General features: G+C 69.1%; 20 protein-coding genes, 2 tRNA genes and 1 pseudogene. 16 read left to right on the plus strand and 7 right to left on the minus strand.

Annotated elements, in window-relative coordinates; genetic code table 11:
• Window positions 1-426 precede the first annotated feature (426 nt).
• Window positions 427-609, minus strand: a complete 183-nt coding sequence (locus UA74_RS08125) for a hypothetical protein (protein WP_075739723.1) — start codon at window positions 607-609, stop codon at window positions 427-429.
• 2 nt (window positions 610-611) lie between these two features.
• Between UA74_RS08125 and UA74_RS08130 the strand changes: the two genes are divergently transcribed.
• Window positions 612-1409, plus strand: a complete 798-nt coding sequence (locus UA74_RS08130) for a peptidoglycan recognition protein family protein (protein WP_075739724.1) — start codon at window positions 612-614, stop codon at window positions 1407-1409.
• A 474-nt stretch (window positions 1410-1883) separates the two neighbouring features.
• On the opposite strand, the gene UA74_RS08135 is transcribed toward UA74_RS08130, so the two are convergent.
• The gene (locus tag UA74_RS08135) at window positions 1884-2507 is read right to left on the minus strand and encodes a TetR/AcrR family transcriptional regulator (RefSeq protein ID WP_075743546.1); all 624 of its coding nucleotides are present in this window, start codon (window positions 2505-2507) and stop codon (window positions 1884-1886) included.
• Between the two features lie 47 nt (window positions 2508-2554).
• Between UA74_RS08135 and UA74_RS08140 the strand changes: the two genes are divergently transcribed.
• From UA74_RS08140 to UA74_RS08150, 3 genes and pseudogenes are all read left to right on the plus strand, one after another.
• The gene (locus tag UA74_RS08140) at window positions 2555-3559 is read left to right on the plus strand and encodes a hypothetical protein (protein ID WP_075739725.1); all 1005 of its coding nucleotides are present in this window, start codon (window positions 2555-2557) and stop codon (window positions 3557-3559) included.
• Between the two features lie 26 nt (window positions 3560-3585).
• Window positions 3586-4365, plus strand: coding sequence for a YqeB family protein (locus UA74_RS08145; protein ID WP_449688580.1), 780 nt, complete (start codon window positions 3586-3588; stop codon window positions 4363-4365).
• An 870-nt stretch (window positions 4366-5235) separates the two neighbouring features.
• Window positions 5236-5655: pseudogene (locus UA74_RS08150) on the plus strand (tyrosine-type recombinase/integrase); the annotation flags it as partial.
• Here UA74_RS08150 and UA74_RS08155 read toward each other — a convergent pair.
• Window positions 5627-5697 (minus strand) — tRNA-Gly (locus UA74_RS08155). The pseudogene UA74_RS08150 and the gene UA74_RS08155 overlap by 29 nt on opposite strands.
• Before the next feature lie 135 nt (window positions 5698-5832).
• Between UA74_RS08155 and UA74_RS08160 the strand changes: the two genes are divergently transcribed.
• From UA74_RS08160 to UA74_RS08190, 7 genes are all read left to right on the plus strand, one after another.
• Window positions 5833-5909 (plus strand) — tRNA-Pro (locus UA74_RS08160).
• A 427-nt stretch (window positions 5910-6336) separates the two neighbouring features.
• Entirely contained in the window at window positions 6337-7770 is a 1434-nt protein-coding gene (tig, locus tag UA74_RS08165) for a trigger factor (protein WP_075764149.1), read from the plus strand.
• A gap of 188 nt (window positions 7771-7958) precedes the next feature.
• The gene (locus tag UA74_RS08170) at window positions 7959-8558 is read left to right on the plus strand and encodes an ATP-dependent Clp protease proteolytic subunit (protein ID WP_075739728.1); all 600 of its coding nucleotides are present in this window, start codon (window positions 7959-7961) and stop codon (window positions 8556-8558) included.
• Between the two features lie 46 nt (window positions 8559-8604).
• Window positions 8605-9231 carry an ATP-dependent Clp protease proteolytic subunit gene (locus UA74_RS08175; protein ID WP_075739729.1) on the plus strand — a complete coding sequence of 209 codons (627 nt, stop codon included), beginning with the start codon at window positions 8605-8607 and terminating at the stop codon, window positions 9229-9231.
• Between the two features lie 157 nt (window positions 9232-9388).
• Window positions 9389-10669 carry an ATP-dependent Clp protease ATP-binding subunit ClpX gene (gene clpX / locus UA74_RS08180; protein ID WP_075739730.1) on the plus strand — a complete coding sequence of 427 codons (1281 nt, stop codon included), beginning with the start codon at window positions 9389-9391 and terminating at the stop codon, window positions 10667-10669.
• Window positions 10670-11038: 369 nt separating this feature from the next.
• Window positions 11039-12325 (plus strand): acyl-CoA thioesterase/bile acid-CoA:amino acid N-acyltransferase family protein, encoded by a 1287-nt coding sequence (locus tag UA74_RS08185; RefSeq protein WP_232237817.1) that lies wholly within the window; start codon window positions 11039-11041, stop codon window positions 12323-12325.
• Between the two features lie 378 nt (window positions 12326-12703).
• Entirely contained in the window at window positions 12704-13309 is a 606-nt protein-coding gene (locus UA74_RS08190) for an RBBP9/YdeN family alpha/beta hydrolase (protein ID WP_075743547.1), read from the plus strand.
• A 124-nt stretch (window positions 13310-13433) separates the two neighbouring features.
• On the opposite strand, the gene UA74_RS08195 is transcribed toward UA74_RS08190, so the two are convergent.
• Together UA74_RS08195 and fdhD are read right to left on the minus strand one after the other, a co-directional pair.
• Window positions 13434-14342 (minus strand): alpha/beta hydrolase, encoded by a 909-nt coding sequence (locus UA74_RS08195; RefSeq protein WP_075739732.1) that lies wholly within the window; start codon window positions 14340-14342, stop codon window positions 13434-13436.
• A 112-nt stretch (window positions 14343-14454) separates the two neighbouring features.
• Window positions 14455-15333 carry a formate dehydrogenase accessory sulfurtransferase FdhD gene (gene fdhD / locus UA74_RS08200; RefSeq protein ID WP_075764153.1) on the minus strand — a complete coding sequence of 293 codons (879 nt, stop codon included), beginning with the start codon at window positions 15331-15333 and terminating at the stop codon, window positions 14455-14457.
• Window positions 15334-15755: 422 nt separating this feature from the next.
• Here fdhD and UA74_RS08205 point away from each other — a divergent pair, with 422 nt between their 5' ends.
• Window positions 15756-17177 carry an OFA family MFS transporter gene (locus UA74_RS08205; RefSeq protein WP_075766045.1) on the plus strand — a complete coding sequence of 474 codons (1422 nt, stop codon included), beginning with the start codon at window positions 15756-15758 and terminating at the stop codon, window positions 17175-17177.
• Window positions 17174-17320: an MFS transporter small subunit gene (locus UA74_RS32725; protein ID WP_198043200.1), complete on the plus strand. Its 147-nt coding sequence runs from the start codon at window positions 17174-17176 to the stop codon at window positions 17318-17320. Before UA74_RS08205 ends, UA74_RS32725 begins: the two co-directional genes overlap by 4 nt.
• A 68-nt stretch (window positions 17321-17388) precedes the next feature.
• On the opposite strand, the gene UA74_RS08210 is transcribed toward UA74_RS32725, so the two are convergent.
• Entirely contained in the window at window positions 17389-19704 is a 2316-nt protein-coding gene (locus UA74_RS08210) for an FdhF/YdeP family oxidoreductase (protein ID WP_075764155.1), read from the minus strand.
• 183 nt (window positions 19705-19887) lie between these two features.
• Complete coding sequence (locus tag UA74_RS08215; RefSeq protein ID WP_157442192.1) at window positions 19888-20883, minus strand: hypothetical protein; 996 nt, start codon at window positions 20881-20883, stop codon at window positions 19888-19890.
• A 199-nt stretch (window positions 20884-21082) separates the two neighbouring features.
• Between UA74_RS08215 and UA74_RS08220 the strand changes: the two genes are divergently transcribed.
• From UA74_RS08220 to UA74_RS08230, 3 genes are read left to right on the plus strand one after another with little or no spacing between them, the layout of a single operon-like run.
• Window positions 21083-23731: a valine--tRNA ligase gene (locus tag UA74_RS08220; RefSeq protein WP_075764159.1), complete on the plus strand. Its 2649-nt coding sequence runs from the start codon at window positions 21083-21085 to the stop codon at window positions 23729-23731.
• A complete protein-coding gene (gene folC, locus UA74_RS08225; RefSeq protein ID WP_075739738.1) occupies window positions 23728-25095 on the plus strand; it encodes a bifunctional tetrahydrofolate synthase/dihydrofolate synthase in 1368 nt (455 codons plus the stop codon). The genes UA74_RS08220 and folC overlap by 4 nt, the downstream gene beginning before the upstream one ends.
• Window positions 25092-25580 carry a DUF4233 domain-containing protein gene (locus UA74_RS08230; protein WP_083683021.1) on the plus strand — a complete coding sequence of 163 codons (489 nt, stop codon included), beginning with the start codon at window positions 25092-25094 and terminating at the stop codon, window positions 25578-25580. Before folC ends, UA74_RS08230 begins: the two co-directional genes overlap by 4 nt.
• Window positions 25581-25591: the final 11 nt, after the last annotated feature.

A 25591-nucleotide genomic window follows, 5' to 3' on the forward strand; every position in this document is an offset into this window, starting at 1 on the left:
CTGCCCTGCTCAGCGTGCCCGGTGGGCAGCCAGTCGAAACGCGGACAAGCCGGCCGGGGCGGCTCCGCGGTCTGGGGAGGTCGCGTGCGTCGTACGACCGACACGAGTTTGTAGGTTATTCACAAACTTCGCCGCTGGGTCGGTGAACCGTTGATCGGTACAGCGCCTCGCGTTACGCTCCGTCTGCTCGATGCGTTGAAAAGCTACTCATCATGGTTCTGGGGGGAACTGAGAGTCGCCTCTCTCGCCGGTCTCGGAGTGGGCTGACATTCGGTTCCGCCAAGCTCGTATTGACATCACGGGCTTAGTGAAAACGATTCTCCAGACGGACCGAATCGTCGACGATTCCGTTCAGTCCATTCGAAGGCACCCCTCGGAGGATGTCGAGTGTTCGAACCAGATCGATCAAGACGTGGTTTCCTGGGATTAACCGGCGGCGTCCTTGCCGCCGGTGTGGCGATGACGGTGCTCGCGCCTGCCGCAGCGGCCGCCGCCGTCGGTCAGGGCGCGGCAGCCGGGCCCGGCTCCGCGGATCTCGTACGTGGCGCCGTGGACGAGTTCACCGGTGAGCCCCTGGACGCCGGGGTCGCTTGTCAGCAGGGAGGCCACCGATGACGACCTTCGTGAGCCGAGCGAGCTGGGGAGCCAGAGCGCCCAGGAACGTCTCGAACAACATCACGCCGCAGAACGGCGGGGTGACCGTGCATTACGTGGGCAGTGGCAACGTCGCCCGTCCCGATCATTCGCAGTGCGCGGCGCAGGTCCGGGGAATTCAGAACGGCCACATGGACGGCAACGGCTGGGCCGACATCGCCTACACGCATCTCGTCTGTGTCCACGATTACGTCTTCCACGGCCGAGGTCCGAACGTCCGGACGGCGGCCAATGGAACCAATCCCGGAAATCAGAACTGGTATGGGGTGTGCGCTCTCATCGGAGATGCGGACACCGTTCCCGCCGGGCTGACCGCGGGCATCAGATCGGCCATCGCCAACCTCCGCAGTGTGGGCAACGCCGCGAACGGCATCAACGGCCACCGTGACCACCTGGCCACCTCCTGTCCGGGCAGCAGGCTGTACGCGCTGGTCCAGGACGGCTCGCTGAATCCGGGTGGTGGCGGCGGCCCGTCGCCCGCGCCCGCCTGGCCCGGCGTCTACTTCCGCTATCCGCCGGTGACGACGCACAGCAGCGTGCGTACCTGGCAGCAGCAGATGCTCAATCGGGGCTGGTCGCTAGCCGTGGACGGCGCATACGGGGCCGGTTCGCGGGAGGTCTGTCTCGCCTTCCAGCGGGAGAAGGGCCTCGGCGCCGACGGCGTGGTGGGTCCCGCGACCTGGGCGGCCGCCTGGACCGCACCGCTCACCCGTGTCGAGGCTCTCACTCGGCAGACGCTCGCCGCGAGCAGCTAGGGCATCGCGCGGTCGAGGCACGACGTCGACGGTCGCCCTGCTCGGATTCGAACAGGGCGACCGTCGAGTGCGCAGATCTGTACTGCCTGCTGGAGCGGCGACGGGAATCGAACCCGCGTAGCCAGTTGGGAAGGCCTCGCCAGACTGGCGCACGTCGTCGCTGACCAGGGTGAACATCAGACACGCGGCACCACGACCGACCGTGATTGACCGCTCGTGATTCCACGCTAGTTCCACGGCCGGAGTTGCCGAGCCAGCCGGCCGGTTTTTTCGGCGTGAGACAACGAGTGCGCGTGGACGGGGCGTGGGAACATGCCGTTCAGCGTCGTTGTCGCGTCCGTGGACGACCAGCAGTGGCGGTGATGTGGGTGCGGTCGCCACGCAGTTCGTCTTTCGACCTCCATGCATGCTGCGTCTCGGTACACCGCTGTCAGCGACGGCTGAGGCGAGTCAGATTGCCCGGGTGCCGCCCGGTCAACGGGAACGAGGCCGCATGTCAGGTGCGAATGCGGCACCGTCGAGCAGCATCTCGACCTGCTTGATGAGCAAGGGCGTCTCCGCGACCGCGTCGAAGCCGCCGCCCGCCACCCGTGCGGCGAAGCCGTCGATCAACAGCATGATCCAGACAGCGAGCCGGTCCGCCGTGAGGTCGGTCCGGACGTCAGCCTGCCGCTGGGCCTCAGCCACGACACCCCTGAGCGAGGTCCGGATGGTGTCCTCCTCGACCTGCAGCGCTGCCGCGATCTCCGGGCGCATCGCCGCGGCACCGACGACGGGAATGAAGGCCGCGGCCCGTGGGTCGGTCAGGTCGGCGACGGCGTGTGTGACGTAGTCGAGCAGCGTCCGACGCGGGGCGACGTCGGACGCCCGCGTGGCGAAGAACGCGCGGGTCTCCTCAGCGCCGAGTTCCAGGATCGCCAGCAGAAGTGAGTCCTTGGTGGGGAAATGGTGAAAGAAGGTGCCCGACCCGATCCCCGCGATCCGGCAGATCTGGGCGGTGGTGGCTCCGACCCCGTGTTCGGCGAACGCCGTCAGGCCCGCGTCGATGATCTGGAGCCGACGGGCTCGCCGGAGCGCTGGATCGACAGGACGGGGCACGACCCCCACCCTAGTTAATGGAGTGGCCACTCGGTTAACGTGGCGGCATGTCGCTTCGCTGGGTCACGCTCGCCTCGGTGGCCGGGATCGCCGTCGGCGCACCCATCACGGCCGAGTACCTGCAGGCTTACCTGTCCTCCACCGGTGACCTGGCGGCCATGCTGATCGGACTGTTGATCTTCACCCCGCTCTACGGCGGTGCTGCATTGCTGATCCGGGAGATCGCGGTGCGTACTGGTCGGGGATGGACCGGGATCCTGCTGCTGGCCGCCGGGTTCGGTGTGGCGATGCCGGGCGTGGTCGACCTGGCGATGTTCGGGGCGGAACGGCCGGACATCCCCTACTGGGCCGAGCTGCGCGAACCAACGTTGATCGAGCCGCTGCAGCTGAGCGCATCGGCGACCCTGGGCTGGGTGATCGGCCACGTCGTGATGAGCATCGGTGCACCGTTGGCCGTCCACCAGGCGCTGGTTCCGTCCGTGCGTGGACGGCCACTGCTCGGCCGGTGGGGCATCGCCGTGACGCTGCTCCTGTGGCTGGGTGCGGCGGCACTCGTCCACGGCGACGGCCGTTCCACCTACGACTACGTTCCCTCGGCCGGTCAGGTGGTCGGCGTCCTCCTGGTCGTGGCCGTTCTCGTGGCGCTGGCCATGTCCCGTGTCGGCCAGCCGATCCGTGCGGCTCCTGACGGGCGTGCGGTCTCCGCAGCGTGGGTTCTCGGCGCGGGTGTCGTGGGCAAGGTCGCGTTCGATGTGTTGCCCTCGTCCTGGACCGGGTTCGCGATCGGTGTCGGACTCCTCGGTGCCGCCGTGGTCCTGCTCCGATGGTTCGCGGCGCGTCGACGCTGGAGCTCCCGCGAGATCGGGCTTCTCGGCACATCGATGATCATTGGCAGCGTGCTGATCGGGTTCGTCGCTCCGCTACCCGAGGGAGTGTCGTTCGCGGCCAAGCTCGGACAGGGAGCCGTCTTTCTCGTGCTGGCGATCGCGGTGACCGCGGCGGTGTACCGCACCACGTCAGAGGCGACTTCCGAGGAACGGATGAACGGGTGAAAACAACCGAACCTGTGCACTTCCGAGTGCGCATCTCGTCGGTACTTCTCGGCGTGATCCTGGCGATCGGACCGCCGGTGGGTGCCGCGCTGGGATTTCTCGTCGCGCCGGTCACCCATTGGCTGCTCGACGTGATTGACGGAGCCCCCGGCCCCCTTCGTCTTCTCGCGCTGATACCGACACCGTGGCTGGTCGGCGGTGGTGCCGTCGCCGGACTCCTCGTGGTGATGCTGCTCGTGCGGCAGATACTGCGGGAGACCACGGTTGTCGACGTCGGCGCCGACGCCGTCACCGTGCACCGCGACGAGACGTCCACTTATGTCGAGCGCGTGCGGATCGCCGCCGTGTTCGTCGACCCGCACGACCTAGTGTTGGTCGGCTCAGATGAACGTGAACTGTTGCGCCGGGACGCTGATATCGGGTCCCGCCGTCTCGCTGCCGCATTCCAGGCTGCGGGATACCCGTGGGCCGGGGACCGCGACCCGCAGGAGCACCGGTTCCGACCCTGGATCGACGGAACCCCCGACTTGCCCGCAGACATCCACGAAATACTGCGGCAACGCGGCCGGGAGCTGCGTGACAAGAACGGCGACAAGGCCGCCGACCTTCGGGAGCGACTACAGGACCTCGGCGTCATCGTCCGCGACCGCACCGCACGCAACGGTCAACAGTGGCGCTTCCTGACTGATCACGACACAACCCGTTTCAGTAAACTACCCAAACGCTCTACCGATCCGAAGGCGGGAAAGCATCCCAGCACGACGACGCCTCGTTCTGCCTGCAGCCCGCAGGCTGGTGACACCTGAGCTCAAGACCTCTTCGTCCCCAAGCAACCGGGACACCGGTTCGACGAGCGACGATGCCCAGGCCAGCGCGCTCGTTCAATCCGTGGACGTCTGCCGGGCCGCCGTCGTGATGGGCCCTTGTCAGGCAGTTGGTCAGGCAGGGCACGGCCCTGCTTCCCGCTTCTGGCGCCATCTCGTCGACCTGGAACAGCCCGATCACGTCGCGTACAGGGCAACCGCCCCACACGACTCGACACAGCCGGGCCGACGCCTCCACTGTCAGGCGTCTGCCTGGTCCCCGACCAGTATCCAGACGTGCCCGCCTGCGCGTTCAGACGGTTCGCACACTACCTCGCGCCGCGGTTTCGTCGTGTGAGGAGTCTGATCCGTGACGCGAAGCCGAGATGCCCGACCATCAGAAGCACAAGGAGATGATGCAGCATTCCGGAACTCTTGCGCTTCGAAGTCACTGCGGTCTGCCCCCATTCTATTGCTCCGACCTCTACATCGGCACGTCTAACGGGGAGTCAGGCATTGAATCTACTTTGCGCGCGTGCCGCCTGGGATCGACCGTTCGGCGCAACTCGCCACTCCGGCGACTCGACGAATTACGCAAGTGTGGGTTCGACCAAATTCTATCGCTGTAGTTCCCAGGCATCTTGCTTGGCTCGCGACTTGGTAATCCCACCACCAGATCGACAAGATCTCCTGGGAGACCAAGCAGGCTGCCTGAGCACAGGCTCTGGAACAGCGCTGACCAGCGGGAGATTTCTCCCGTCGGTCAGCGTCGTTTCTCGTTGTTGGCGGTCTCCCACGGCCCCACGGCGGCCCGGAGGCGACCCAGGAACGGCCCGTTGACCCCGCGAGCACAGCGCCGAGTACGCCGAAGACGGCACGGAGGGCCTGGTCTTCACCGGCGACCGGGACGGCCCGCTACGCCGGGGCAACTTCCACCGCGCCACCGCCTGGACCCGCACCGTGGTCGCCGCAGGCCTGCCGAGCGGCTTCCATTTCCACGACCTGCGCCACACCGGCAAACACCTCGCCGCCACGGCCGGAGCCCGCACCCGCGAGCTGATGCACCGGAAGGGCCACGGCTCCATGTGGGCCGTGCTGATCTACCAGCACGCCACGACCGAGCGGGGCCGCGCCATCGCCCAACGCCTCAACGACCTGGTCCGGCGCGACGACGACGGCCAATTGCACGTTAGTTGCACGGAACGACGACGGCGCCCCTCCCGAGACCGGGAGCAGGCGCCGTTTCCACCGGTAGAACCACTTGAGCGGGCGACGGGAATCGAACCCGCGTAGCCAGTTTGGAAGACTGGGGCTCTACCATTGAGCTACGCCCGCAAGTGCGCCTGACGGCGCTGCGATCGAAGTCTAGCGTGCCGCCGAGGGCCTTCGATGACGGGGTCGGATCTCGATCAGCGGCCGGGTGGATCACGCGGTCTCGGTCGCCTCGGCTGTGCGCTAGGATCTGCGCGACGGGCTGTAGCGCAGCTTGGTAGCGCATCCGCTTTGGGAGCGGAGGGTCGCAGGTTCAAATCCTGTCAGCCCGACCATGTGTGAGCAGGTGGGACCCGGAGGTCACGGGAACCGGCCGAGGCGGGGCCTCGTGATGTCCCACATTCTCGGTGTGGCCGGAGGAGTCGACGGCCCGGCCGCAGTCGTCGCACGCCTCCGTGACACCGGACGGGCGGCGCGGGTCATGAACGGTCTCGGCGTGGCGCCCGAACGCGAGGTGTGGCGCTCGCGAGCATCCCCATCGGTCGGGCCCTCGGCGACTTCGCCTAGAATCGCGCCGACAGGCGGCGCCCTGTGAGCCAGTCCGACCCCGTGTTCACCGGGGCACTCAACAGTCCACGGCTGGCTTCCCGGCGTTGACCAGCACTATGTGCAGGCCAGGGCGCTCCCGCGGTTCTTGTCCCCAGGAAGCCGGTGGCGGGCGACGTCAGGCCAGCCAAGATCGCAACGTCCCAAGGAGATCACGTGAAGAGCACCGTCGAGCAGCTCAGCCCGACGCGGGTACGGATCGACGTCGAGGTGCCGTTCGACGAGCTCAAGCCCGACTTCGACCGTGCCTACCGCAAGCTCGCCTCGCAGGTCCGTATTCCGGGCTTCCGGCCGGGCAAGGCCCCCTCCCGAGTGCTGGAGAGCAGGCTCGGACGAGGCGTCGTGCTCGACGAGGTCGTCAACGAGGCCATCCCCGCGAAGTACATGGAAGCCGTCAACAGCGGCGAGGTGCGCACCCTCGGCAGGCCGGAGATCGAGGTCACCAAGATCGACGATGGTGACGTGCTCGCCTTCAGCGCCGAGGTCGACGTCCGGCCGGACATCACCATCCCGGCCTTCGGCGAGCTCGCCGTCTCCGTCGACGACGTGGCCGTGGAGGACTCCGACATCGACACCCAGCTCGACGAGCTGCGTGCGCGCTTCGGCACCCTCACCGGCGTCGACCGGCCGATCGAGGCGGGCGACTTCGTGGTCGTCGACCTGTCGGCCACGGTCGACGGCGTCGAGGTCGAGGACGCCCGCACCGAGGGCCTCTCCTACGAGATCGGCTCCGGCCAGCTGGTGGAGGGCATCGACGACGCCCTGATCGGCGCCTCGCAGGACGAGACCAAGACGTTCACCACCACGCTCGTCGCCGGGGAACACGCGGGCCGCGAGGCCGAGGTCCAGGTCAAGCCCACCTCCGTGAAGGTGCGCGAGCTGCCGGAGGCCGACGACGAGTTCGCCCAGATGGTCAGCGAGTTCGACACCCTCGAGGAGCTGAAGGGCGACCTGCGCGAGCGCATCGGCCGCGTCAAGCGGATGCAGCAGGGCATGGAGGCCCGCGACAAGGTCCTCGAGGTGCTGCTGGAGACCACCGAGGTCCCGCTGCCGGAGAAGGTCGTCGAGGCGGAGATCGAGGTGCGCAAGCACGACGCGATCCACCCGTTCGACCACGACGAGGCGCGGTTCGCCGAGTGGCTGGAGCAGCAGGACAAGACCCTGGAGGGCTTCGACGCCGAGACGAAGGCCGAGGCGGAGAAGGCGGTGCGCACGCAGCTCGTGCTCGACACCATCGCCGACGCCGAGCAGGTCGCCGTCTCCGACAACGAGCTGACGCAGCGCATCGTCTACCAGGCGCAGCGCTTCGGCATCAGCCCCGACGAGTACGTGCAGCGGGCCCAGCAGTCCAACCAGCTCGGTGCCATCTACGCCGACGTGCGACGGGGCAAGGCCCTGGCGGGCGTCGTCCGGCAGGCCACGGTCACCGACGCCTCCGGCAACACCCTGGACCTCGACGAGCTGTTCGGCACCGCCGAGGAGCCGGAGGCCGCGCCCGGTGCGGTCATCGAGGGCGACGCGGTGGTGGAGAACGACGAAGCCGAGACGACGGGCAAGTCCGATGCAGCGGGTGCCGCTGCGGAGAAGTAGAACGCTCTGGGCGAACACGGGCGGTGCTGGGAAGGCAGCGCCGCCCGTGTTCGTTACTGTCGATTGAGTAATCCGGATGACCGACGGCGGAACATCGGTAGCGCTGCCGATGTGGACGAGAACCGCCCATCACTGGTTGGAGAAGGCAGGCAGACGTGACGCAGCACCCACCCATCCCCACCCCCGAGATGCGTTCGAGCAGCAGCGGTCTCAACTTGAACGACTCGGTCTACGAGCGCCTGCTTCGTGAACGGATCATCGTCCTGGGCTCTCAGGTCGAGGAGAACATCGCGAACCAGATCTGCGCCCAGCTCCTCCTGCTCGAGGCCGAGGACCCCGAGGCCGACATCAGGCTGTACATCAACTCACCGGGTGGCTCGGTCTTCGCGGGTATGGCCATCTTCGACACCATGCAGCTCATCGAGCCCGACGTGTCGACCGTGGCGATGGGCTTCGCCGCATCGATGGGGCAGTTCCTGTTGTCGGCGGGCGCACCCGGCAAGCGATACGCCCTCCCGCACGCCAGGGTGATGATGCACCAGCCGTCGTCCGGCATCGGCGGCACCGCCTCCGACATCGCCATCCAGGCCGAGGTGTGGATCAAGGACAAGAAGGAGATGGCCGAGCTCATCGCCGAGCACACCGGTCAGACGGTCGAGCGGATCACCGCCGACTCCGACCGCGACCGCTGGTTCACGGCCGAGGAGGCCAAGGAGTACGGCTTCGTCGATCATGTGGTCAGCCGTACCAACCAGCTGCCCAACCCCAAGGGCACGAGTCGGCGCTGATCCCGGCCGCCGTGTTGATCCAGGCCGATCTCTAGGAGTCACCACGATGAACGAGCTTCACCGTCCACAGTCTCGTTACGTACTGCCGTCCTTCATCGAGCGCACCAGCTACGGGGTCAAGGAGTCCAACCCCTACAGCAAGCTGTTCGAGGAGCGGATCATCTTCGTCGGCTCGCAGGTCGACGACGTCTCGGCGAACGACGTGATGGCACAGCTGCTGTGCCTGGAGTCGGACGACCCGGACCGCGAGATCACGATGTACATCAACTCGCCCGGCGGCTCCTTCACCTCGCTGATGGCGATCTATGACACGATGCAGTTCGTTCGGCCCGACATCAAGACGGCCTGCCTCGGCCAGGCGGCCTCGGCCGCCGCCGTGATCCTGGCGGCGGGCACCGCGGGCAAGCGTCTGATCCTGCCCAACGCGCGGGTGCTGATCCATCAGCCCGCGATCGAAGGCGTCTATGGTCAGGTGTCGGACCTGGAGATCCAAGCGAACGAGATCCAGCGGGTGCGGACCCAGATGGAGGCCACGCTCGCCCGGCACACGAACCGCTCGGCAGAGCAGGTCCGGGAAGACGTCGAGCGCGACAAGATCCTGACGGCTCAAGAGGCGTTGGAATATGGTCTTGTCGACGAGGTGATTCCGTACCGGAAGCTCTCGCAGAACTGACCCGACACGCCGAGTGTGTCGGACGTCCCGACACACTCGGCGGCGACGGGAGAGGCTTGCCCACCCGAAGACCGGGGGCAGGCAAGGTACCGTCGATGACGTACACGGCCAGGCACACCGAGTCCGGGTGAGCCAGAGGGGACAGAGGTCAGCGGTCATGGCACGTATCGGTGACGGCGGCGACCTGCTCAAGTGCTCGTTCTGTGGGAAGAGTCAGAAGCAGGTGAAGAAGCTCATCGCGGGCCCCGGTGTGTACATCTGCGATGAGTGCATCGACCTCTGCAACGAGATCATCGAGGAGGAGCTCGCCGAGGCGGGCGACGTCAAGCTCGACGAGCTGCCCAAGCCCGCCGAGATCCACGATTTCCTCGATCAGTACGTGATCGGTCAGGGCGGCGCCAAGCGGTCGCTCGCGGTGGCCGTCTACAACCACTACAAGCGCATCCAGGCGGGCGATCGAGCCAAGGACAGCCGCGAGGAGAACGTCGAACTCGCCAAGTCCAACATCTTGATGCTCGGGCCCACCGGCTGCGGCAAGACCTATCTCGCGCAGACCCTCGCCAAGCTCCTCAACGTCCCCTTCGCGATCGCGGACGCCACGGCGTTGACCGAGGCGGGGTACGTCGGCGAGGACGTCGAGAACATCCTGCTGAAGCTGATCCAGGCGGCGGACTACGACGTCAAGCGTGCCGAGACGGGCATCATCTACATCGACGAGGTCGACAAGATCGCTCGTAAGAGCGAGAACCCGTCGATCACCAGGGACGTCTCCGGCGAGGGTGTGCAGCAGGCCCTGTTGAAGATCCTCGAGGGCACCACTGCGAGCGTCCCGCCGCAGGGCGGACGCAAGCATCCGCACCAGGAGTTCATCCAGATCGACACGACGAACGTGCTGTTCATCGTGGCGGGCGCGTTCGCAGGCCTGGAGAAGATCATCCAGGACCGCGTCGGCAAGCGCGGGCTGGGCTTCGGCGCGGAGATCCGGTCGAAGGCCGAGATCGACGCGATGGACTTCTTCACCGACGTCATGCCGGAAGACCTGATCAAGTTCGGCCTCATCCCCGAGTTCATCGGTCGACTGCCGGTGGTCGCAGGCGTCACCAACCTGGACAAGGAATCACTGGTACAGATCCTGACCGAGCCGCGTAACGCGCTGGTCAAGCAGTATCAGAAGCTCTTCGACATCGACGGCGTCGAGTTGGAGTTCACCAAGAAGGCGATGGAGGCGATCGCGGACCAGGCGATCCTCCGAGGCACCGGCGCACGTGGTCTGCGGGCGATCATGGAGGAGGTGCTGCAGTCGGTGATGTACGACATCCCCAGCCGCAGCGACGTCGCCAAGGTCGTCATCACCGAGCAGACGGTGCGAGAGAACGTGAACCCCACCATCGTGGCCCGCCAGGCCTCTCGGCGGGAGCGCCGCGAGAAGTCGGCCTGACGTCGGCGGGCCTCGCCGCCAACGCACGTCGATCGCTGCCTCGAGGACGACGTCGATTCGCTCAATCCCGGCCCGTCGTGGTGAACCTGCCACGGCGGGCCGGGAGTCGGATCCGCGTCGTGCCGGTGTGCCGAGGCGGCCGAAGCCTGCGAGGCTCTCGGGTGAGGCGAGGCGCTGCCTCGGAGCTCGACTGAGGGAGCAGGGTCGCCTGCGTGGCTCCAGCCGACGAAGTGACTCTCGGTGCGGTTCGCCGTGCAGGTCCAGCCGCCGCGTGATCTTCGGCGCTGCTCGCCGGGTGCCGTCCGTCGCGCCGCAGGCCGCCGGGACGACGAGATCGATCCTGCGGGGCGAGGGAGGTCGGTGCAGTCGATGGAGTTGGAGATCGATCCGCTCGACGGCATGGCGGACCGGCCGCCTGTCGTCCGGGTGCGCGCTGCCTCACACGTCGGGGTCAAGCTGGAGCTGCGGATCACCGATGCGGCAGGCCATGCCTGGACCTCGCTCAACACTTATGGCGCCGATGTCTCCGGACTGGTCGACCTCGGTACGCACGAGCCGCTGACCGGCACGTATCAGGGCATCGACCCCGCAGGTCCGTGGTGGTCGATGCGCTTCGCCGCGCCGGGGCGGGCGCCCGTCGACTTCAGCGCCGCACCCGACTCGCTCACCTGCCGCGTGACCGCGCAGGCAGGCGCGGAGACCGCGGTCGCGACGGTGGTGCGGCGGTGGGCCGCCGCTGGGGTGGAACGGCAGGACCATGACGTGCCGGGCAGCACCATCAGCGTCTTCACTCCGGCGGGTTCCGGGCGCGGCCCAGGGGTGCTCATCGTGCCGGGGTTCACCGGCGGCGCGGCGATGCTGCCCAGAGCGGCCCTGCTCGCGTCGCGCGGCTATGTGGCGGTCGTCGTGGACTACCTGAGTGACGAGCGAACGCAGCCGGGGTTCACCGAGGTGCCGATCGAGACGATCACCGACGCTCTCGGCTGGTTGGCGGCCCATCCCAGGGTCGACGCCGATCGGATCGGCGTGTTCGCCTCCTCGGCGGGCTGTGTGGGTGCCCTCGCCGCGCTGGCCTATCTCGATCACCATCCGATTCGCGCCATCGCGCTGGTGTCCCCGAGTTCCGTCGTGTGGCAGGCCGCTGCCGCGGGCGGGCCGCCTGCCCGCACGTCCTCGTGGACTCATCGAGGCAGGCCGCTGCCGTGGGTGCGGGTCCGGGCAGGCAGGCTGCTTCCCGAACTGCTCGGGCAGGCCGTCCGACATCGGGTCGCCCGCCATCCCCGCCCGACTGCGCTGCACCTGCGCTCGTCCTACGCCGCAGGGCTGCGCAATCTCGCGGAGGTGGACCGCGCGACCATCCCGGTGGAGCGGATCGACGCCCCGCTGCTCCTGCTCTGCGGAGAGGACGACCAGCTCTGGCCCGCCGATCAGATGGCTCGCGCGATGGTGGCTCGACGCGGCGTGCACGGCATCGCTCATCAGGACGAGACCCGGACCTTCCCCGACGCGGGGCACTTCCTGCGTCCGCCTCTGGTGCCGACCACCGCAGCATGGAGCGAGACCCTGATGGCGGGCGGCTCCGCCGAGGGGATCGCGCTCGCCCAGCAGGAGTCATGGGACGCGACCCTTTCCTTCCTCGCCCGGCGGCTGGCCTGATCGCGGCCAGGTGGGGGAGCGAGATCTCCTCGGGCACATCCGGGGGGAGAGCGCGTGCTCCGACGTCGGCTCGGCGTCTGCCTGCGGTCGGCGGCGTCGCCGCGTCGCCGCTGATCACTGCGGCGGGTGGGGGCACGATCTCGGCCGTGCACAGGCGGCCTTGGTGGTCTGGCCGGTCTGGCCGGAGCGTGCCGGTTCGCGGTTGCTCCGTCGAGCGGCGGCGTGGCCGGCCGGGAAGAGTCCAGTCGGGACCTCCTGGTGCCGCGACACGGAGGATCGGTGTCCTGCCTGCCTGCGAGCGGTGCGCCCGGCGGCAGGCCGACGGCGGCACGGTCGGTCGTGTGGGCAGTCCGGAGAGCTGTTGAGACGGAGGCGGAGATGTCGGATCGACAGGTGCTCCTGCTGCACGGCTGGCGTACGCCCACGCCGGATCACTGGCAGCTGTGGCTGGCGCCCCGCGCCTACAAGCACGGCTGGGACGTCGACTTCCCGCGCCTGCCCGCAGCGGACACGCCGATGCTGGCCGACTGGCTGCCCGTGGTGCAGGCGCGAGTCGCCCGCGTCCCCCGTGCCACCGAGCTCGTGGTGGTCGCGCACTGTTGCGGGGCCTTGACCTGGATGCATCATGCTGCCGTGCTCGGCGGGCGAGGCAGGCGGGCGGATCGCGTGCTGCTGGTGGCCCCGCCCGGTCGTCGCTGGCGTCACCCCGATCTGAGCGGGATGCCGTATCCGCCGGTCGACGGGTGGAGCCTGCGCCGGGCGGCGGGAGTCACGCGCCTGGTCGCGGGCGTCGACGACCCGTGGGGCGGCGTCGCGGAGACCACCATCCTGGGCCGGACGCTGGGGGTGGAGGTCGACGTGGTGCCCGGCGGGCGGCATCTGGACCCTGAGTCCGGCTTCGGGCCGTGGCCGCAGGTGTTGGACTGGCTGATGGACCCGGGGGCGGCGGACCTGAACACCGCCCGCCGAGACCCGCCGCGCTGAGCCTCCGACGGCGACTCGACGACGAGATCCGGCGGGCGGCGAGTACTGCCCCTGACGTCGGTCGGTCCGATGCCTGCCCCGGCGGTGTGGCGGCCTGGGGCGTCTGCGGGTGCGGTGATGGAGGTCAGCGGAGTCGGCGCCCGACGAAGGCCAGCGCGGGTGGGACGGAGGAGTCGAAGAAGGCGCGAGTGTGGCCGCCGGGGCTCAGCTCCGCGACCTCGGGGCGGGCCTTCTCGATGAACTGCCGGGCTCCCTCGATGAAGCCGTCCTCGGTACCGCACCAGATGCCCACCGGGACGTTGCCGAGGGCAGGGATGTTGCGCAGCGGGTCCATGCTCGCCCAGTCCGCCTCGTCGTGGAAGGCGTTGCGCTGGCTCATCTCGTCCCAGCTGAGGATCAACGCCGGGGCGATCGCCCCGACCGCCCGCAGCGGCCTGCCCTGTTCCCGCCGCCTGCGCGCGTACAACAGGGCGCCGAAACCACCCATCGAGACGCCTACCGCCGCCTCCGGCATGCCGAGTCCCCGTGCCGCCGCCCAGACCGGCACCTCACGCAGCAGCATCCCCATCGAGTCGTCGCCCTTGGTGTGCTCATGCCAGTAGTCGTCGCCGCCGTCCACGGCCATCACGGCGAACGGGGTGCCGCCTGCCGAGATCGTGGCGTCGAGCGTGTCGGGCATCGGTGCGGCGGTGACCTCCTCGGAGTTGCCGGTCCTGCCGTGCAGCACCACACAGACCGGGAGTCGACGGGCGTACGACCCGGCGGGGATGAGGGTGACCAGACCGACGTTCCGGCCGCGTGCCTCCGACCACACCTGTTCGCGGCGGACCACCGCACGCGACATGCCGCCGCTGAGCAACTCCCCGAGGGACATGCCGCCCGCCATGCCGGTGGCCGGGTGCGCCGTGCCCTGTGTCAGCGCCCCGCCGGTGGCCACCGCGACCGCGCCGAGCCCGGACAGTCCCGCGATCATGGTCAGGAAACGGCGCCTGCCTGGATCGCGCGCCGAGTCGACAGTGGGGTCTGGTGCCATGGAAGGGCCTCCTCGACGTCAGGGTCTGGGAGCAGGTTCAGACCCACCGTCGTCGAGCCGTGCCGGGTCGGCCACCGCTGCTCACGTTTAGGCGAGTGACGTCGGAGTGAATTCACCTGGAGGAGGGCGTGGCGGGTGATTCCGCGCGGTCCGCGTCCGTGTCGTGGGCGGTGGTCACCCGTTCCCGACCGACGTAGACGTTCATCGAGTCCCCTCGGAGGAAGCCGATCAGGGTCATGCCCTGTTCCTCGGCGAGGTCGACCGCCAGTGACGACGGTGCGGACACGGCGGCCAGCACGGGAACCCCCGCCATCGCCGCCTTCTGCACGAGTTCGAACGACGCCCGCCCCGACACCATGAGCACGCAGCCCGTCAGCGGGACGCGGCCGTCCAACAGCGCCCAGCCGAGCACCTTGTCCACGGCGTTGTGTCTGCCGACGTCCTCGCGGGCGGCGAGCAGCCTGCCGTCCCCGGTGAACAGGCCTGCGGCGTGCAGGCCGCCGGTCGCGTCGAAGACCCGCTGTGCCTCGCGCAGGGCGACCGGCAGCCGCGTCAGAGTGTCGACGCTCACCCGCGCCTCGTCGGCGGCGGGGGAGAACCGGGTGCTCAGCCGGACCGCGTCGAGGGCGGCCTTACCGCAGACCCCGCAGGAGGACGTGGTGTAGAAATTCCGCTCGACGCCGGTCTCCGGCGGCGGGACTCCCTCGGCGAGCGCGATGTCCAGGACGTTGTAGGTGTTGCGTCCCTCGTCGTCGACACCGTCGCAGTACCGGGCGATCGAGACGTCCTCACGATGTGCGATGACGCCCTCGGTGAGCAGGAAGCCATGGGCGAGTTCGACGTCGCTGCCGGGTGTGCGCATCGTCACCGCGAGAGGGCGGCCGTTCACCCGAGTCTCGAGCGGTTCCTCGACCGCCAGCGAGTCCGGACGGGTCCTGGCTCCCGTCGCCGTGACACGCAGCACCTGCCTGCGCACGGTCACTCGTCCCATCTGCGTGCCTCCGTCGGGTTCGGGACGGGGTCCCGAGTCGGGGCCCTGATCACCCGACGGTACCTGGCACGACCAACCGCCATCGTCGTTGCGCTACGTGGCCAAGCTGCGGTTGTGTCGCTTGTTCGAGTGGTCACTCGAAGGGATGAGAGAACGGTCGGCGGGCGGGGACTTTCCTCGGCCGCGGATCGTCCGCGTGTCGGATTTCTGGGAGGTCTGCCGCCGTGCGTCGGGGTAGGCGCAACCACGCCGTGGTCAAAAGTACTGGTAGCGGATCTGATGCACCGGAAGCATCTCGGCGGGTCCGACCGGTGTCCGTGGTGGGGCCGAGAATTCGATCGGCCGGATGCTCGAAAGATCGGGGTCACCCGAGGTAGCGTCCCTTCACCCGTTCCGGTGTTAGTCGCGTGCTTGGAGTGGCGATGTCTCAGGGTCTGCTCGATCGGTCGAGGATCGTCGCCGCGCCGGGGTGGAGTCGATGGCTCGTCCCGCCTGCGGCGTTGTCCGTGCACCTGGCCATCGGACAGGCCTACGCGTGGAGCGTGTTCAAACCCCCGCTGGAGTCCGCGATGGACCTATCGGGAACTCAGAGCGCGCTGCCCTTCCAACTCGGCATCGTCATGCTCGGGCTCTCGGCCGCATTCGGCGGCACCTTCGTCGAGCGCAACGGACCACGGTGGGCGATGTTCGTCTCACTGGTCTGCTTCTCCACCGGCTTCCTCGTCGCCGCGCTGGGCGTGGCCACCGGGCAGTTCTGGCTGGTGGTGCTCGGCTACGGCGGCATCGGCGGCGTCGGTCTCGGCATCGGCTACATCTCGCCGGTCTCGACGTTGATCAAATGGTTCCCAGACCGGCCTGGCATGGCCACCGGCATCGCCATCATGGGCTTCGGCGGCGGTGCGTTGATCGCCGCGCCCTGGTCGTCCTGGATGCTCGACAGCTTCGGCGCGGACTCGTCGGGCATCGCCACGACGCTCGTCGTCCACGGTCTCGCCTATGCCGCGTTCATGTCTCTCGGCGTGCTGTTGATCCGGGTTCCCGCAGCCGACTGGCGGCCACCTGGCCCGCCCCGCACGGCGGCCACGGCGCGACGGATGATCACGACCGCGAACGTGTCCGCCCGCAACGCCGTGCGCACCCCGCAGTTCTGGTGCCTCTGGGTGGTGTTGTGTCTCAACGTGACGGCGGGCATCGGCATTCTGGAGAAGGCCGCGCCGATGATCATCGACTTCTTCGCCGACACCGCGACGCCGGTGGCGGCGGGCGCGGCGGCAGGCTTCGTCGCGCTGCTGTCACTGACCAACATGGCGGGCCGCTTCATCTGGTCCTCGACCTCCGACGTGATCGGTCGTAAGAACGTCTATCGCGTCTACCTCGGGGCGGGCGCCCTGCTCTACCTGGTGATCGCCCTGGCAGGCAGCCTGTCCACGCCGGTCTTCGTGCTTGCCGCGATGGGCATCCTGTCCTTCTACGGCGGCGGGTTCGCCACCGTCCCGGCCTACCTCAAGGACCTGTTCGGGACCTACCAGGTCGGGGCGATCCACGGCAGGCTGCTGACGGCCTGGTCGGTGGCGGGCGTGCTGGGACCGTTGATCGTCAACGCCGTCGCCGACTCGCAGGAGGCGGCGGGCCGTACGGGCTCCGACCTCTACACCCTGTCCCTGTTCGTCATGATCGGGCTGCTCCTGGTCGGCTTCGTCGCCAACGAACTGATCCGCCCGGTGGACTCTCGACACCACGAGCCTGCCGAGGGCGGTCAGGCCCCCGCCGAGAAGTCAGAGAAGGCCGAGCAGACGGCGAAGCCTGAGCAGACGGCGAAGTCCGAGAAGGGAGCCACCCGATGAGCGCCGAGGACGCGCTGCCAGAGGGAACCCCGGCCCGCCGCCGGATCGGGCTGATGACCTTCGCCTGGCTGTGGGTCGGGCTGCCCTTCGCCTACGGGCTTGCGGAGCTCGTCCGCACCGTGACCAGGCTCTTCGTCGGCTGACGCACCCGGACCGGCACTCGGCGTGCCGCCGAGGCCGGTCCGACGTCCGAGCAGGTCCGAATCGGGCGTCAGCCCGCCTGCTCCAGCCGGACGACGATCGACTTCGACGTCGGAGTGTTGGACTCCTCCGCCACCGAGTCCAGCGGAACCAGCGGATTGGCCTCCGGGTAATAGGCCGCCGCGCAGCCGCGCGCGGTCGGATACGCCACCACCCGGAAGCCAGTCGCGCGGCGCTCCTCGACCCGATCACCCACCCGCCACTCGCTGATCACGTCGACCAGTTGGCCGTCGTGCACCCCGAGCTGCTCGCAGTCGGCCGGATTGACGAAGACGACCCGCCGGGCGTTCTTGATTCCGCGATAACGATCGTCGAGACCGTAGATCGTCGTGTTGTACTGATCGTGGCTGCGCAGCGTCTGAAGGAGCAGCCTGCCCGCCGGTACCCGCAGCACCTCCAGCCGGTTCGCGGTGAAGTTCGCCCGCCCCGTCGCCGTCGGGAACGATCGCGAGTCCCGAGGCGGATTCGGCAGGACGAAACCGTCGGGCCTGCGGACCTTCTCGTTGTAGTCCTCGCAGCCGGGAACCACCCGCGCGATTCGATCGCGGATCGCGTCGTAGTCCCGCTCGAAGTCCTCCCAGGGGATCGAGTGCTCCGCGCCGAGGACCGCTCGGGCCAGCCTGGCCACGATGGACACCTCGGAGTGCAGGGTCTCGCTCGCCGGCTCCAGCCTGCCTCGGGAGGCGTGCACCGCAGACATCGAGTCCTCGACGGTGACGAACTGTTCCCCGGTGTGCTGGACGTCGACCTCGGTCCGGCCCAGCGTCGGCAGGATCAGCGCCGTCCGCCCGTGCACCACGTGCGAGCGATTGAGCTTGGTGGACACCTGCACCGTCAGCGAGCACGACCGCAGCGCGGCCTCGGTGACCTCGGTGTCCGGGCTGGCGGAGACGAAGTTCCCGCCGAGCGCGAAGAACACCAGCCCGCGATCGTCCGCCGCCCTGCCCCGCATCGCCTGCAGCGCCGCGACCGTGTCGAAGCCGTGCTCGCGCGGCATCGGCAGCGCGAACTCGCGTTCCAGCGCGTCGAGGAAGGACTCGGGCGGCTTCTCCCAGATCCCCATGGTTCGGTCGCCCTGCACGTTGGAATGACCTCGGACGGGGCAGACGCCTGCGCCGGGGCGGCCGATCATGCCTCGCAGCAGCAGCACGTTGACCATCTCGCGGATCGTCGCGACCGAATGCCGGTGCTGGGTGATGCCCATCGCCCAGCAGACGATCGTCCGCTCGGAGGCGATCAGCATCCTGGCCACCGTCTCGATCTGACTTCTGGCGAGGCCGGTCGCCTCCTCCACCTGCGCCCAGTCCAGGGCGTGCACGTGGGCGGCGTACTCGGCGAAGCCGTGACTGTGCTCCCGGATGAAGTCGCCGTCCAGGACGGTGCCGGGCGACTCCTCCTCCGCAGCCAGCAGCAGGTGACCGAGGGCCTGGAACAGGGCGAGGTCTCCGCCGAGCCGGATCTGACAGAACTCGTCGGCGAGGTCGGTGCCCTTGCCGAGCACGCCCCGGATGTTCTGCGGGTTCTTGAACCGGAGCAGCCCCGCCTCCGGCAACGGGTTCACCGCCACGATCTTCGCGCCGTTGCGCTTGGCCTTCTCCAGCGCCGAGAGCATCCGAGGGTGGTTGGTGCCGGGGTTCTGCCCGACGATCAGCAGCAGGTCGGCGTGGTGGACGTCGTCGAGGCTGACCGATCCCTTGCCGATGCCGAGCGTCTGGTTCAACGCGGAACCGGAGGACTCGTGGCACATGTTCGAGCAGTCCGGGAGGTTGTTCGTGCCGAAGGACCGGACGAACAGCTGGTACAGGAAGGCGGCCTCGTTGCTGGTGCGACCGGAGGTGTAGAAGACGGCCTGGTCCGGGGAGTCCAGCTCGCCCAGCTCGGCCGCGATCAGCTCGAACGACTCCGCCCAGGAGATCGGCTCGTAGTGCGTCCCGCCGGGTCTCAGGACCATCGGGTGCGTCAGCCTGCCCTGGCTGCCCAGCCAGTAGTCGGTGCGCTCGGCCAGCTCGGCGACGGAGTGGGTGGCGAAGAACGCCTCGTCGACGCGCCTGCGGGTCGCCTCCTCGGCGACCGCCTTCGCTCCGTTCTCACAGAACTCGGCGAGACTGCGATGGCCCTGGCCCTCCGGCCAGGCACAGCCGGGGCAGTCGAAGCCCTTGCGTTGATTGAGCAGCCGCAGTGTGCTGACGGTGCGTCCCGCGCCCATCTGCTCCAAGCCTCGGCCGAGGGAGACCAGCACGCCGGGAATGCCCGCCGCCCACTCCTTCGGCTTGGAGACGGCCAGCTCCGATTCGTCGATGTCCTGCCGAGGCGCCTCGCGAGTCATTCTCACATCCTGCGACAAGGAGGGCGGGAGGACAAAGGGGTCTTGACGTCCTGTCTCGCCACGGCCTCGACACCGAACCCGCCGGGAGGGGGAGTCGGCGGGATCCGGTCGGTCAGGCCTGCCGTGGTCGGCGCGTAGGCGATGCGGCCGGCTACGGCATGGGCGGCGCGGGCGTGCCGTCGCTCAGCAGTTGCCTTCGGTGGGCATGGGCTGCGTGGCGTCGAACATGCCCTGGATCTCGGTCTCGTCGGGCATCGCGACGAGCTCCGGGCTCTCCTCGGCGAAGCCGGGGGCCAGGAAGCCGCGATCGGCGACGTCGCAGGCCATCCCGTAGCTGAAGCTCACCAGTTCCTCGGCCCACAGCCCGTGTGAGGTGTCCGCCCATTCCTGCCCGGTCACATAGGAGTAGTCCTGTTCTATGCGGTTGAAGACCACCAGGTCGGTGTTGGTGAGGCCCGAGGTCTCCGCGAGGTCGGCAGGCGGTTCGAAGGCATAGGCGAACAGATAGTTGGTGCGCACCAGGATCTCGCCGTCCTCGTCCAGCTCGACGGTCATCTCCCCGTCCACCCTGGGCGGCACCGGCAGCAACGGGTCCTCACCGATCCGGGTGATCCACAGCCCCGCCTCGACGTCGTCCTCGGCGAAGGTCTCGCGCAGGCCGGTCTGGAGATCAGGCGCGAGCAGGGAGAGATAGCCCTCCGGATCGTGCTCGGTCAGCGATCGGGGGTCCAGCCTGGCAGCGATCAGTGCTTCGCGGACCGCCTCGACGGCGGTCGCCACCTCGTCGGCGTCGTGATCGCCGACGGGCACGGCCTCCGCCCCCACGATGCCCGCCTCGCCCTCCGCCCAGCCGGCCGCGGCCGTGCGCTCATAGGGCCTGCTCAGATCGACCTGCTGGACCGGCGGGGTCGCGGGCGTCGGGACCGTCGAGGAGACGTCCGCCTCCTCGGTCTGCTGCGCGGTGGCGGCGGGGGCGTCATCGAGCTCGTCGGCGTCCAGCATGGCGTCCAGCGCCGTCGGGCCGTAGAGCACGGCCCCCACCACGGCGGTCGTGACGGCCAGCAGTGTGACGACGATCTTCACGCCGTGTTTCGGCGGGCCGTGGTGCCCGCCCGCCGCCATCGGCGTCTCACCCCCCGACGGCTCGTCTGGCGCAGGCCTGCTCGGCTGTTCTGTCACGACGTCCCCCTCTGAAAAGATCAAGCGAATGTCCGCAAGATAACAGTCGAGACCGACGCTCTTGATCTTCAATGGCGGTGCCGGAATGGTGGCGACCGGGGGTTCGTCCCGACGCGCAGCGGCCCGGACGGCACGGCGTCGGCGCCTGGCGTGGAGGACCGCCTCAACAGGCTCGACTGCGCTCCGTAGACTTTTTCGGGTGACACAGACCCATGCCCGCCCGGAGTCGACCCTGCCCGCGAAGTGGAACCCCGCCGAGGTGGAGCCTCGACTGTACGAGCAGTGGGTAGAGCGCGGTTACTTCACGGCGGACCCGCACAGCGACCGGCCGCCCTTCTCGATCGTGATCCCGCCGCCCAACGTGACCGGCAGTCTCCATCTCGGCCACGCCTTCGAGCACACCCTGATGGACGTCCTGACGCGCAGGCGCCGGATGCAGGGTCACGAGGCACTCTGGCTGCCCGGCATGGATCATGCCAGCATCGCCGTCCACGCCTTGGTCGAGAAGCAGCTCCTCGCCGAGGGCACCAGCCGGCGCGAGCTGGGTCGAGAGGCCTTCGTCGAGCGGGTCTGGCAGTGGAAGGAACGACACGGCGGCGCCATCCTGGGACAGATGCGCAGGCTCGGCGACGGGGTCGACTGGAGTCGCGAGCGCTTCACCATGGACGAGGGGCTCAGCCGCGCCGTCCAGACGATCTTCAAGCGCCTCCACGACGAGGGGCTCGTCTACCGGGCGGAACGCCTGGTCAACTGGTCTCCCGAGCTGCGGTCGGTGCTCTCCGACGTCGAGGTGGAGCACAAGGAGGTCGACGGAGAACTCGTCTCCATGCGCTACGGCGACGGCGACGCCGCCATCGTGGTCGCCACGACCAGGGTCGAGACCATGCTGGGCGACACCGCCGTGGCCGTGCACCCCGACGACGAGCGGTACCGCCACCTCGTCGGCACCCTCATCACGCTGCCGATCACCGGCAGGCGCATCCCGGTCATCGCCGATGCGCACGTCGACCCCGAGTTCGGCACCGGCGCAGTGAAGGTCACCCCGGCGCACGACCCGAACGACTTCGAGATCGGCAGGCGTCACGACCTGCCGATGCTCTCCGTGATGGACGAGCAGGGCCGCATCACCGGGACGGACACCGAGTTCGACGGTCTGGACCGCTTCGCGGCCCGCAAGGCCGTCCGCGAGGCGCTGCGCGAGCAGGGCCGCATCGTGGCCGAGCAGCGGCCCTACCGGCACAGCGTCGGACACAGCTCGCGGTCCAAGGAGCCGATCGAGCCGAGGCTCTCGCTCCAGTGGTTCGTGAAGGTGGCGCCGCTGGCCGAGGCGGCAGGCGAGGCCGTCCGCTCCGGCGAGGTCGCCGTGCACCCGCCGGAGATGGCCAAGCGCTACTTCGACTGGGTCGACGACATGCACGACTGGTGCATCTCCCGGCAGCTCTGGTGGGGACACCGCATCCCCGTCTGGTACGGCCCCGACGGCGAGACCGTGTGCGTCGGCCCGGACGAGGAGCCGCCGAGCGGACCGGGCTGGCATCAGGACGAGGACGTCCTGGACACCTGGTTCTCCTCCGGCCTGTGGCCGTTCTCCACGATGGGCTGGCCGGAGAAGACCCCGGAGCTGGACCGTTTCTACCCGACGTCGGTCCTGGTCACCGGCTACGACATCCTCTTCTTCTGGGTCGTCCGGATGATGATGCTCGGCCTCTACGCGATGGACGGGACGCCCCCGTTTCGCACCATCGTGCTGCACGGCATGGTGCGTGACCAGCACGGCAAGAAGATGTCGAAGTCGGCGGGCAACACGGTGGACCCGCTGGACTGGCTCGAGCGGTTCGGCGCGGACGCCCTGCGCTTCACCCTCGCCAGGGGCGCGAATCCCGGCGTCGACGTCCCCGTCAGCGAGGAGTGGGTGGGCGCGTCCCGCAACTTCGGCACGAAGCTGTGGAACGCGACCCGGTACGCGCTGATCAACGGGGCCACGGTCGAGCGGCCGGTGCCGCCGCGCGAGGAGCTCACCGACGTCGACCGCTGGATCCTCGACTCGGCGGACCGACTCGTCGGCGAGGTGGACCAGCGGTTGGAGGACTTCCAGTTCGCCAAGTCCACCGAGGCGCTCTACCACTTCACCTGGGACGAGTTCTGCGACTGGTACGTCGAGCTGGCCAAGGTGCAGATCGCCGAGGGCGGCGAGCGTGCCGAGGCGACCAGAGCGGTCCTCGGCCACGTGCTCGACGTCCTGCTGCGGCTGCTGCACCCGGTGATGCCGTTCGTGACCGAGGTCCTGTGGCGGGAACTCACCGGCGGCGAGTCGCTGGTGGTCGCCGCCTGGCCGGTGCGCGCGGGCCACGAGCCCGACGACCGGGCCGCCCGCCGCGTCGACTCGCTGAAGCGGCTGGTCACCGAGATCCGTCGCTTCCGGGCCGATCAGGGGGTGAAGCCCAATCAGCCGGTGGTCGGCGCCGTGCGCGGCGCCTGCTGCGCGGACCTCTCCGATCACGTCCCGGCGATCCGCGCCCTGTCCCGGCTGGCCGAGCCCGGTGACGACTACTCGGTCACGGTGTCCTTCGAGGTCGGGCTGCCGACCGGTGAGGTGAAGATCGAGCTGGACACCTCCGGCACCGTCGACGTGGCCGCCGAACGCAGGCGGCTGGCCAAGGACCTGGCGGTGGCGGAGAAGGAACTGGCGGGCTGCGAGGGCAAGCTGGGCAATCCCGCGTTCATCGGCAAGGCGCCCGCCGAGGTGGTCGCCAAGATCACCGCGCGGCGGGACGCGGCGGTCGAGGAACGCGATCGGCTCACCGAGCGGCTCGCGGCCCTGCCCGCAGCGGTGGGGGAGCGAGCATGAGCAGCGCGGAGTCGGACGCCTTGCAGCCGTTGCGGGAGGTCGAGGAGGAACTCGACACCCGCTGGCAGGAGTCGACGGTCGCGCCGTCGCTGGATCGGATCGCCGTCCTCACCGACCTGCTCGGCTCTCCCCAGCACGCCTACCCCGTCGTGCACGTCGGCGGCACCAACGGCAAGACCTCCACGGTGCGGATGATCGACGCGCTGCTGGGGCGGATCGGGCTGCGCACCGGTCGCTTCACCAGCCCGCACCTTCAGTCGGTGACCGAGCGGATCGCCGTGGACGGCACGCCGATCTCCCCGGAACGCTATGTCGAGGTCTACCGCGACATCGAGCCCTACGTGTCGATGGTCGACGGCCGAGGCGACATCAGGATGACGAAGTTCGAGGTGCTCGCGGGCATGGCGTTCGCGGCCTTCGCCGACGCGCCCGTCGAGGCGGCCGTGATCGAGGTCGGCCTCGGCGGCGGCTGGGACGCCACCAACGTCGTCAACGGCAGGGTGAGCGTGGTGACCCCGATCGCGCTGGACCACGTCGAGTACCTCGGCAGCGACATCCTGGGCATCGCCAAGGAGAAGGCGGGCATCATCAAGCCCGACTCGACGGCGGTGCTGGCCGCGCAGGCCCCCGAGGTCACCCGAGTGCTGTTGGAGCACTGCATCGAGGTGGGCGCGACCGTCGCGAGGGAGGACGCGGAGTTCGGCGTCCTGGAGCGGTCCGTCGCCGTCGGCGGCCAGCTGCTGCGGCTGCAAGGCCTCGGCGGGGTGTATGAGGACGTCTTCCTCCCGCTGCACGGCGCCCACCAGGCGCGTAACGCGGCGATAGCCCTCGCCTCGGTGGAGGCGTTCTTCGGTGCGGGTCAGGATCGGATGCTCGACGTCGAGGTCATCCGGGAGGGGTTCGCCGAAGTGCACAGCCCCGGCAGGCTCGAACCGGTCCGGTCCGCGCCGACCGTCCTCGTCGACGCGGCGCACAATCCACACGGCGCCACGGCGCTGCGCGAGGCCATCGCCGCCGAGTTCGCCTTCGACCGGCTGGTGGGCGTGGTGAGCGTGCTCGGCGACAAGGACGCCGCCGGAATCCTCACCGAGCTGGGGCCGGTCGTCGATCACTTCGTCGTCACCCAGAACTCGTCCCCGAGGGCGCTGTCCGCCGAGGCACTGGGTGAGCTGGCGGTCAGCCTCTTCGGTGAGTCGCGGGTGACGGTGACCCCGGCGCTGGGGGAGGCCCTGGAGACGGCCCTGCGGATGTCCGCCGAGACCGACGACCCCGACGAACCAGCCGCGGGCCGGGGCGTGGTCGCCACCGGATCCGTCGTGACCGCAGGAGAGGCCCGTGCCTTCTTCGGGAGGAAGCCGGAATGAGCGATGACGTGACCGGTCCCGATGCGGTGCAGGCAGGCACAGCGCAGCGGGCCGCAGGCGCGGCCGGGACCACCGAAGGCGCCGCCGAGCAGCCCGGGGCAGTGCCGCCGCCCGCCGTGGACCCCTGGAAGGGGCTGCGCGGTGTGCTGGCGGGGGCGCTGGTGCTGGAGGCGATCGTCGTCGCCCTCGCGTTGCTGGTCGTCGGCCGCCTCGGCGACGGGGCGGGCAGCCTCGGCTGGACCTTCGTCCTGGTGCTCGTCGTGCTCCTGCTCCTCGCCTCGGGCGTCCAGGGCCGCAGCTGGGGACTGACGGCGGCGCTCAGCCTCCAGGGCCTGCTGCTGGCCGCCGGGCTGGTCGAGCCGTTCCTACTGATCCCCGGGGTGCTGTTCGCCCTGGTGTGGGCGGCGCTGGTGTGGTTCAAGCTCGACGTCGCCCGCCGGATGGACGAGGGCAGGCTGCCCAGCCAGCAGCCGCCGCCGGACTGATGATGATCACC

It is taken from the genome of Actinoalloteichus fjordicus, from assembly GCF_001941625.1.
GTDB classification, from domain to species: domain Bacteria; phylum Actinomycetota; class Actinomycetes; order Mycobacteriales; family Pseudonocardiaceae; genus Actinoalloteichus_A; species Actinoalloteichus_A fjordicus.

Coding starts and splice junctions, on each gene's coding strand:
- UA74_RS08130 (WP_075739724.1), top strand. CDS start 612: ATGACGACCTTCGTGAGCCGAGCGAGCTGGGGAGCCAGAGCGCCCAGG.
- UA74_RS08190 (WP_075743547.1), top strand. CDS start 12,704: ATGTCGGATCGACAGGTGCTCCTGCTGCACGGCTGGCGTACGCCCACG.
- UA74_RS08140 (WP_075739725.1), top strand. CDS start 2,555: ATGTCGCTTCGCTGGGTCACGCTCGCCTCGGTGGCCGGGATCGCCGTC.
- UA74_RS08230 (WP_083683021.1), top strand. CDS start 25,092: ATGAGCGATGACGTGACCGGTCCCGATGCGGTGCAGGCAGGCACAGCG.
- fdhD (WP_075764153.1), bottom strand. CDS start 15,333: ATGGGACGAGTGACCGTGCGCAGGCAGGTGCTGCGTGTCACGGCGACG.
- UA74_RS08195 (WP_075739732.1), bottom strand. CDS start 14,342: ATGGCACCAGACCCCACTGTCGACTCGGCGCGCGATCCAGGCAGGCGC.
- UA74_RS08185 (WP_232237817.1), top strand. CDS start 11,039: ATGGAGTTGGAGATCGATCCGCTCGACGGCATGGCGGACCGGCCGCCT.
- folC (WP_075739738.1), top strand. CDS start 23,728: ATGAGCAGCGCGGAGTCGGACGCCTTGCAGCCGTTGCGGGAGGTCGAG.
- UA74_RS08205 (WP_075766045.1), top strand. CDS start 15,756: ATGTCTCAGGGTCTGCTCGATCGGTCGAGGATCGTCGCCGCGCCGGGG.
- UA74_RS08170 (WP_075739728.1), top strand. CDS start 7,959: ATGCGTTCGAGCAGCAGCGGTCTCAACTTGAACGACTCGGTCTACGAG.
- clpX (WP_075739730.1), top strand. CDS start 9,389: ATGGCACGTATCGGTGACGGCGGCGACCTGCTCAAGTGCTCGTTCTGT.
- UA74_RS32725 (WP_198043200.1), top strand. CDS start 17,174: ATGAGCGCCGAGGACGCGCTGCCAGAGGGAACCCCGGCCCGCCGCCGG.
- UA74_RS08210 (WP_075764155.1), bottom strand. CDS start 19,704: ATGACTCGCGAGGCGCCTCGGCAGGACATCGACGAATCGGAGCTGGCC.
- UA74_RS08175 (WP_075739729.1), top strand. CDS start 8,605: ATGAACGAGCTTCACCGTCCACAGTCTCGTTACGTACTGCCGTCCTTC.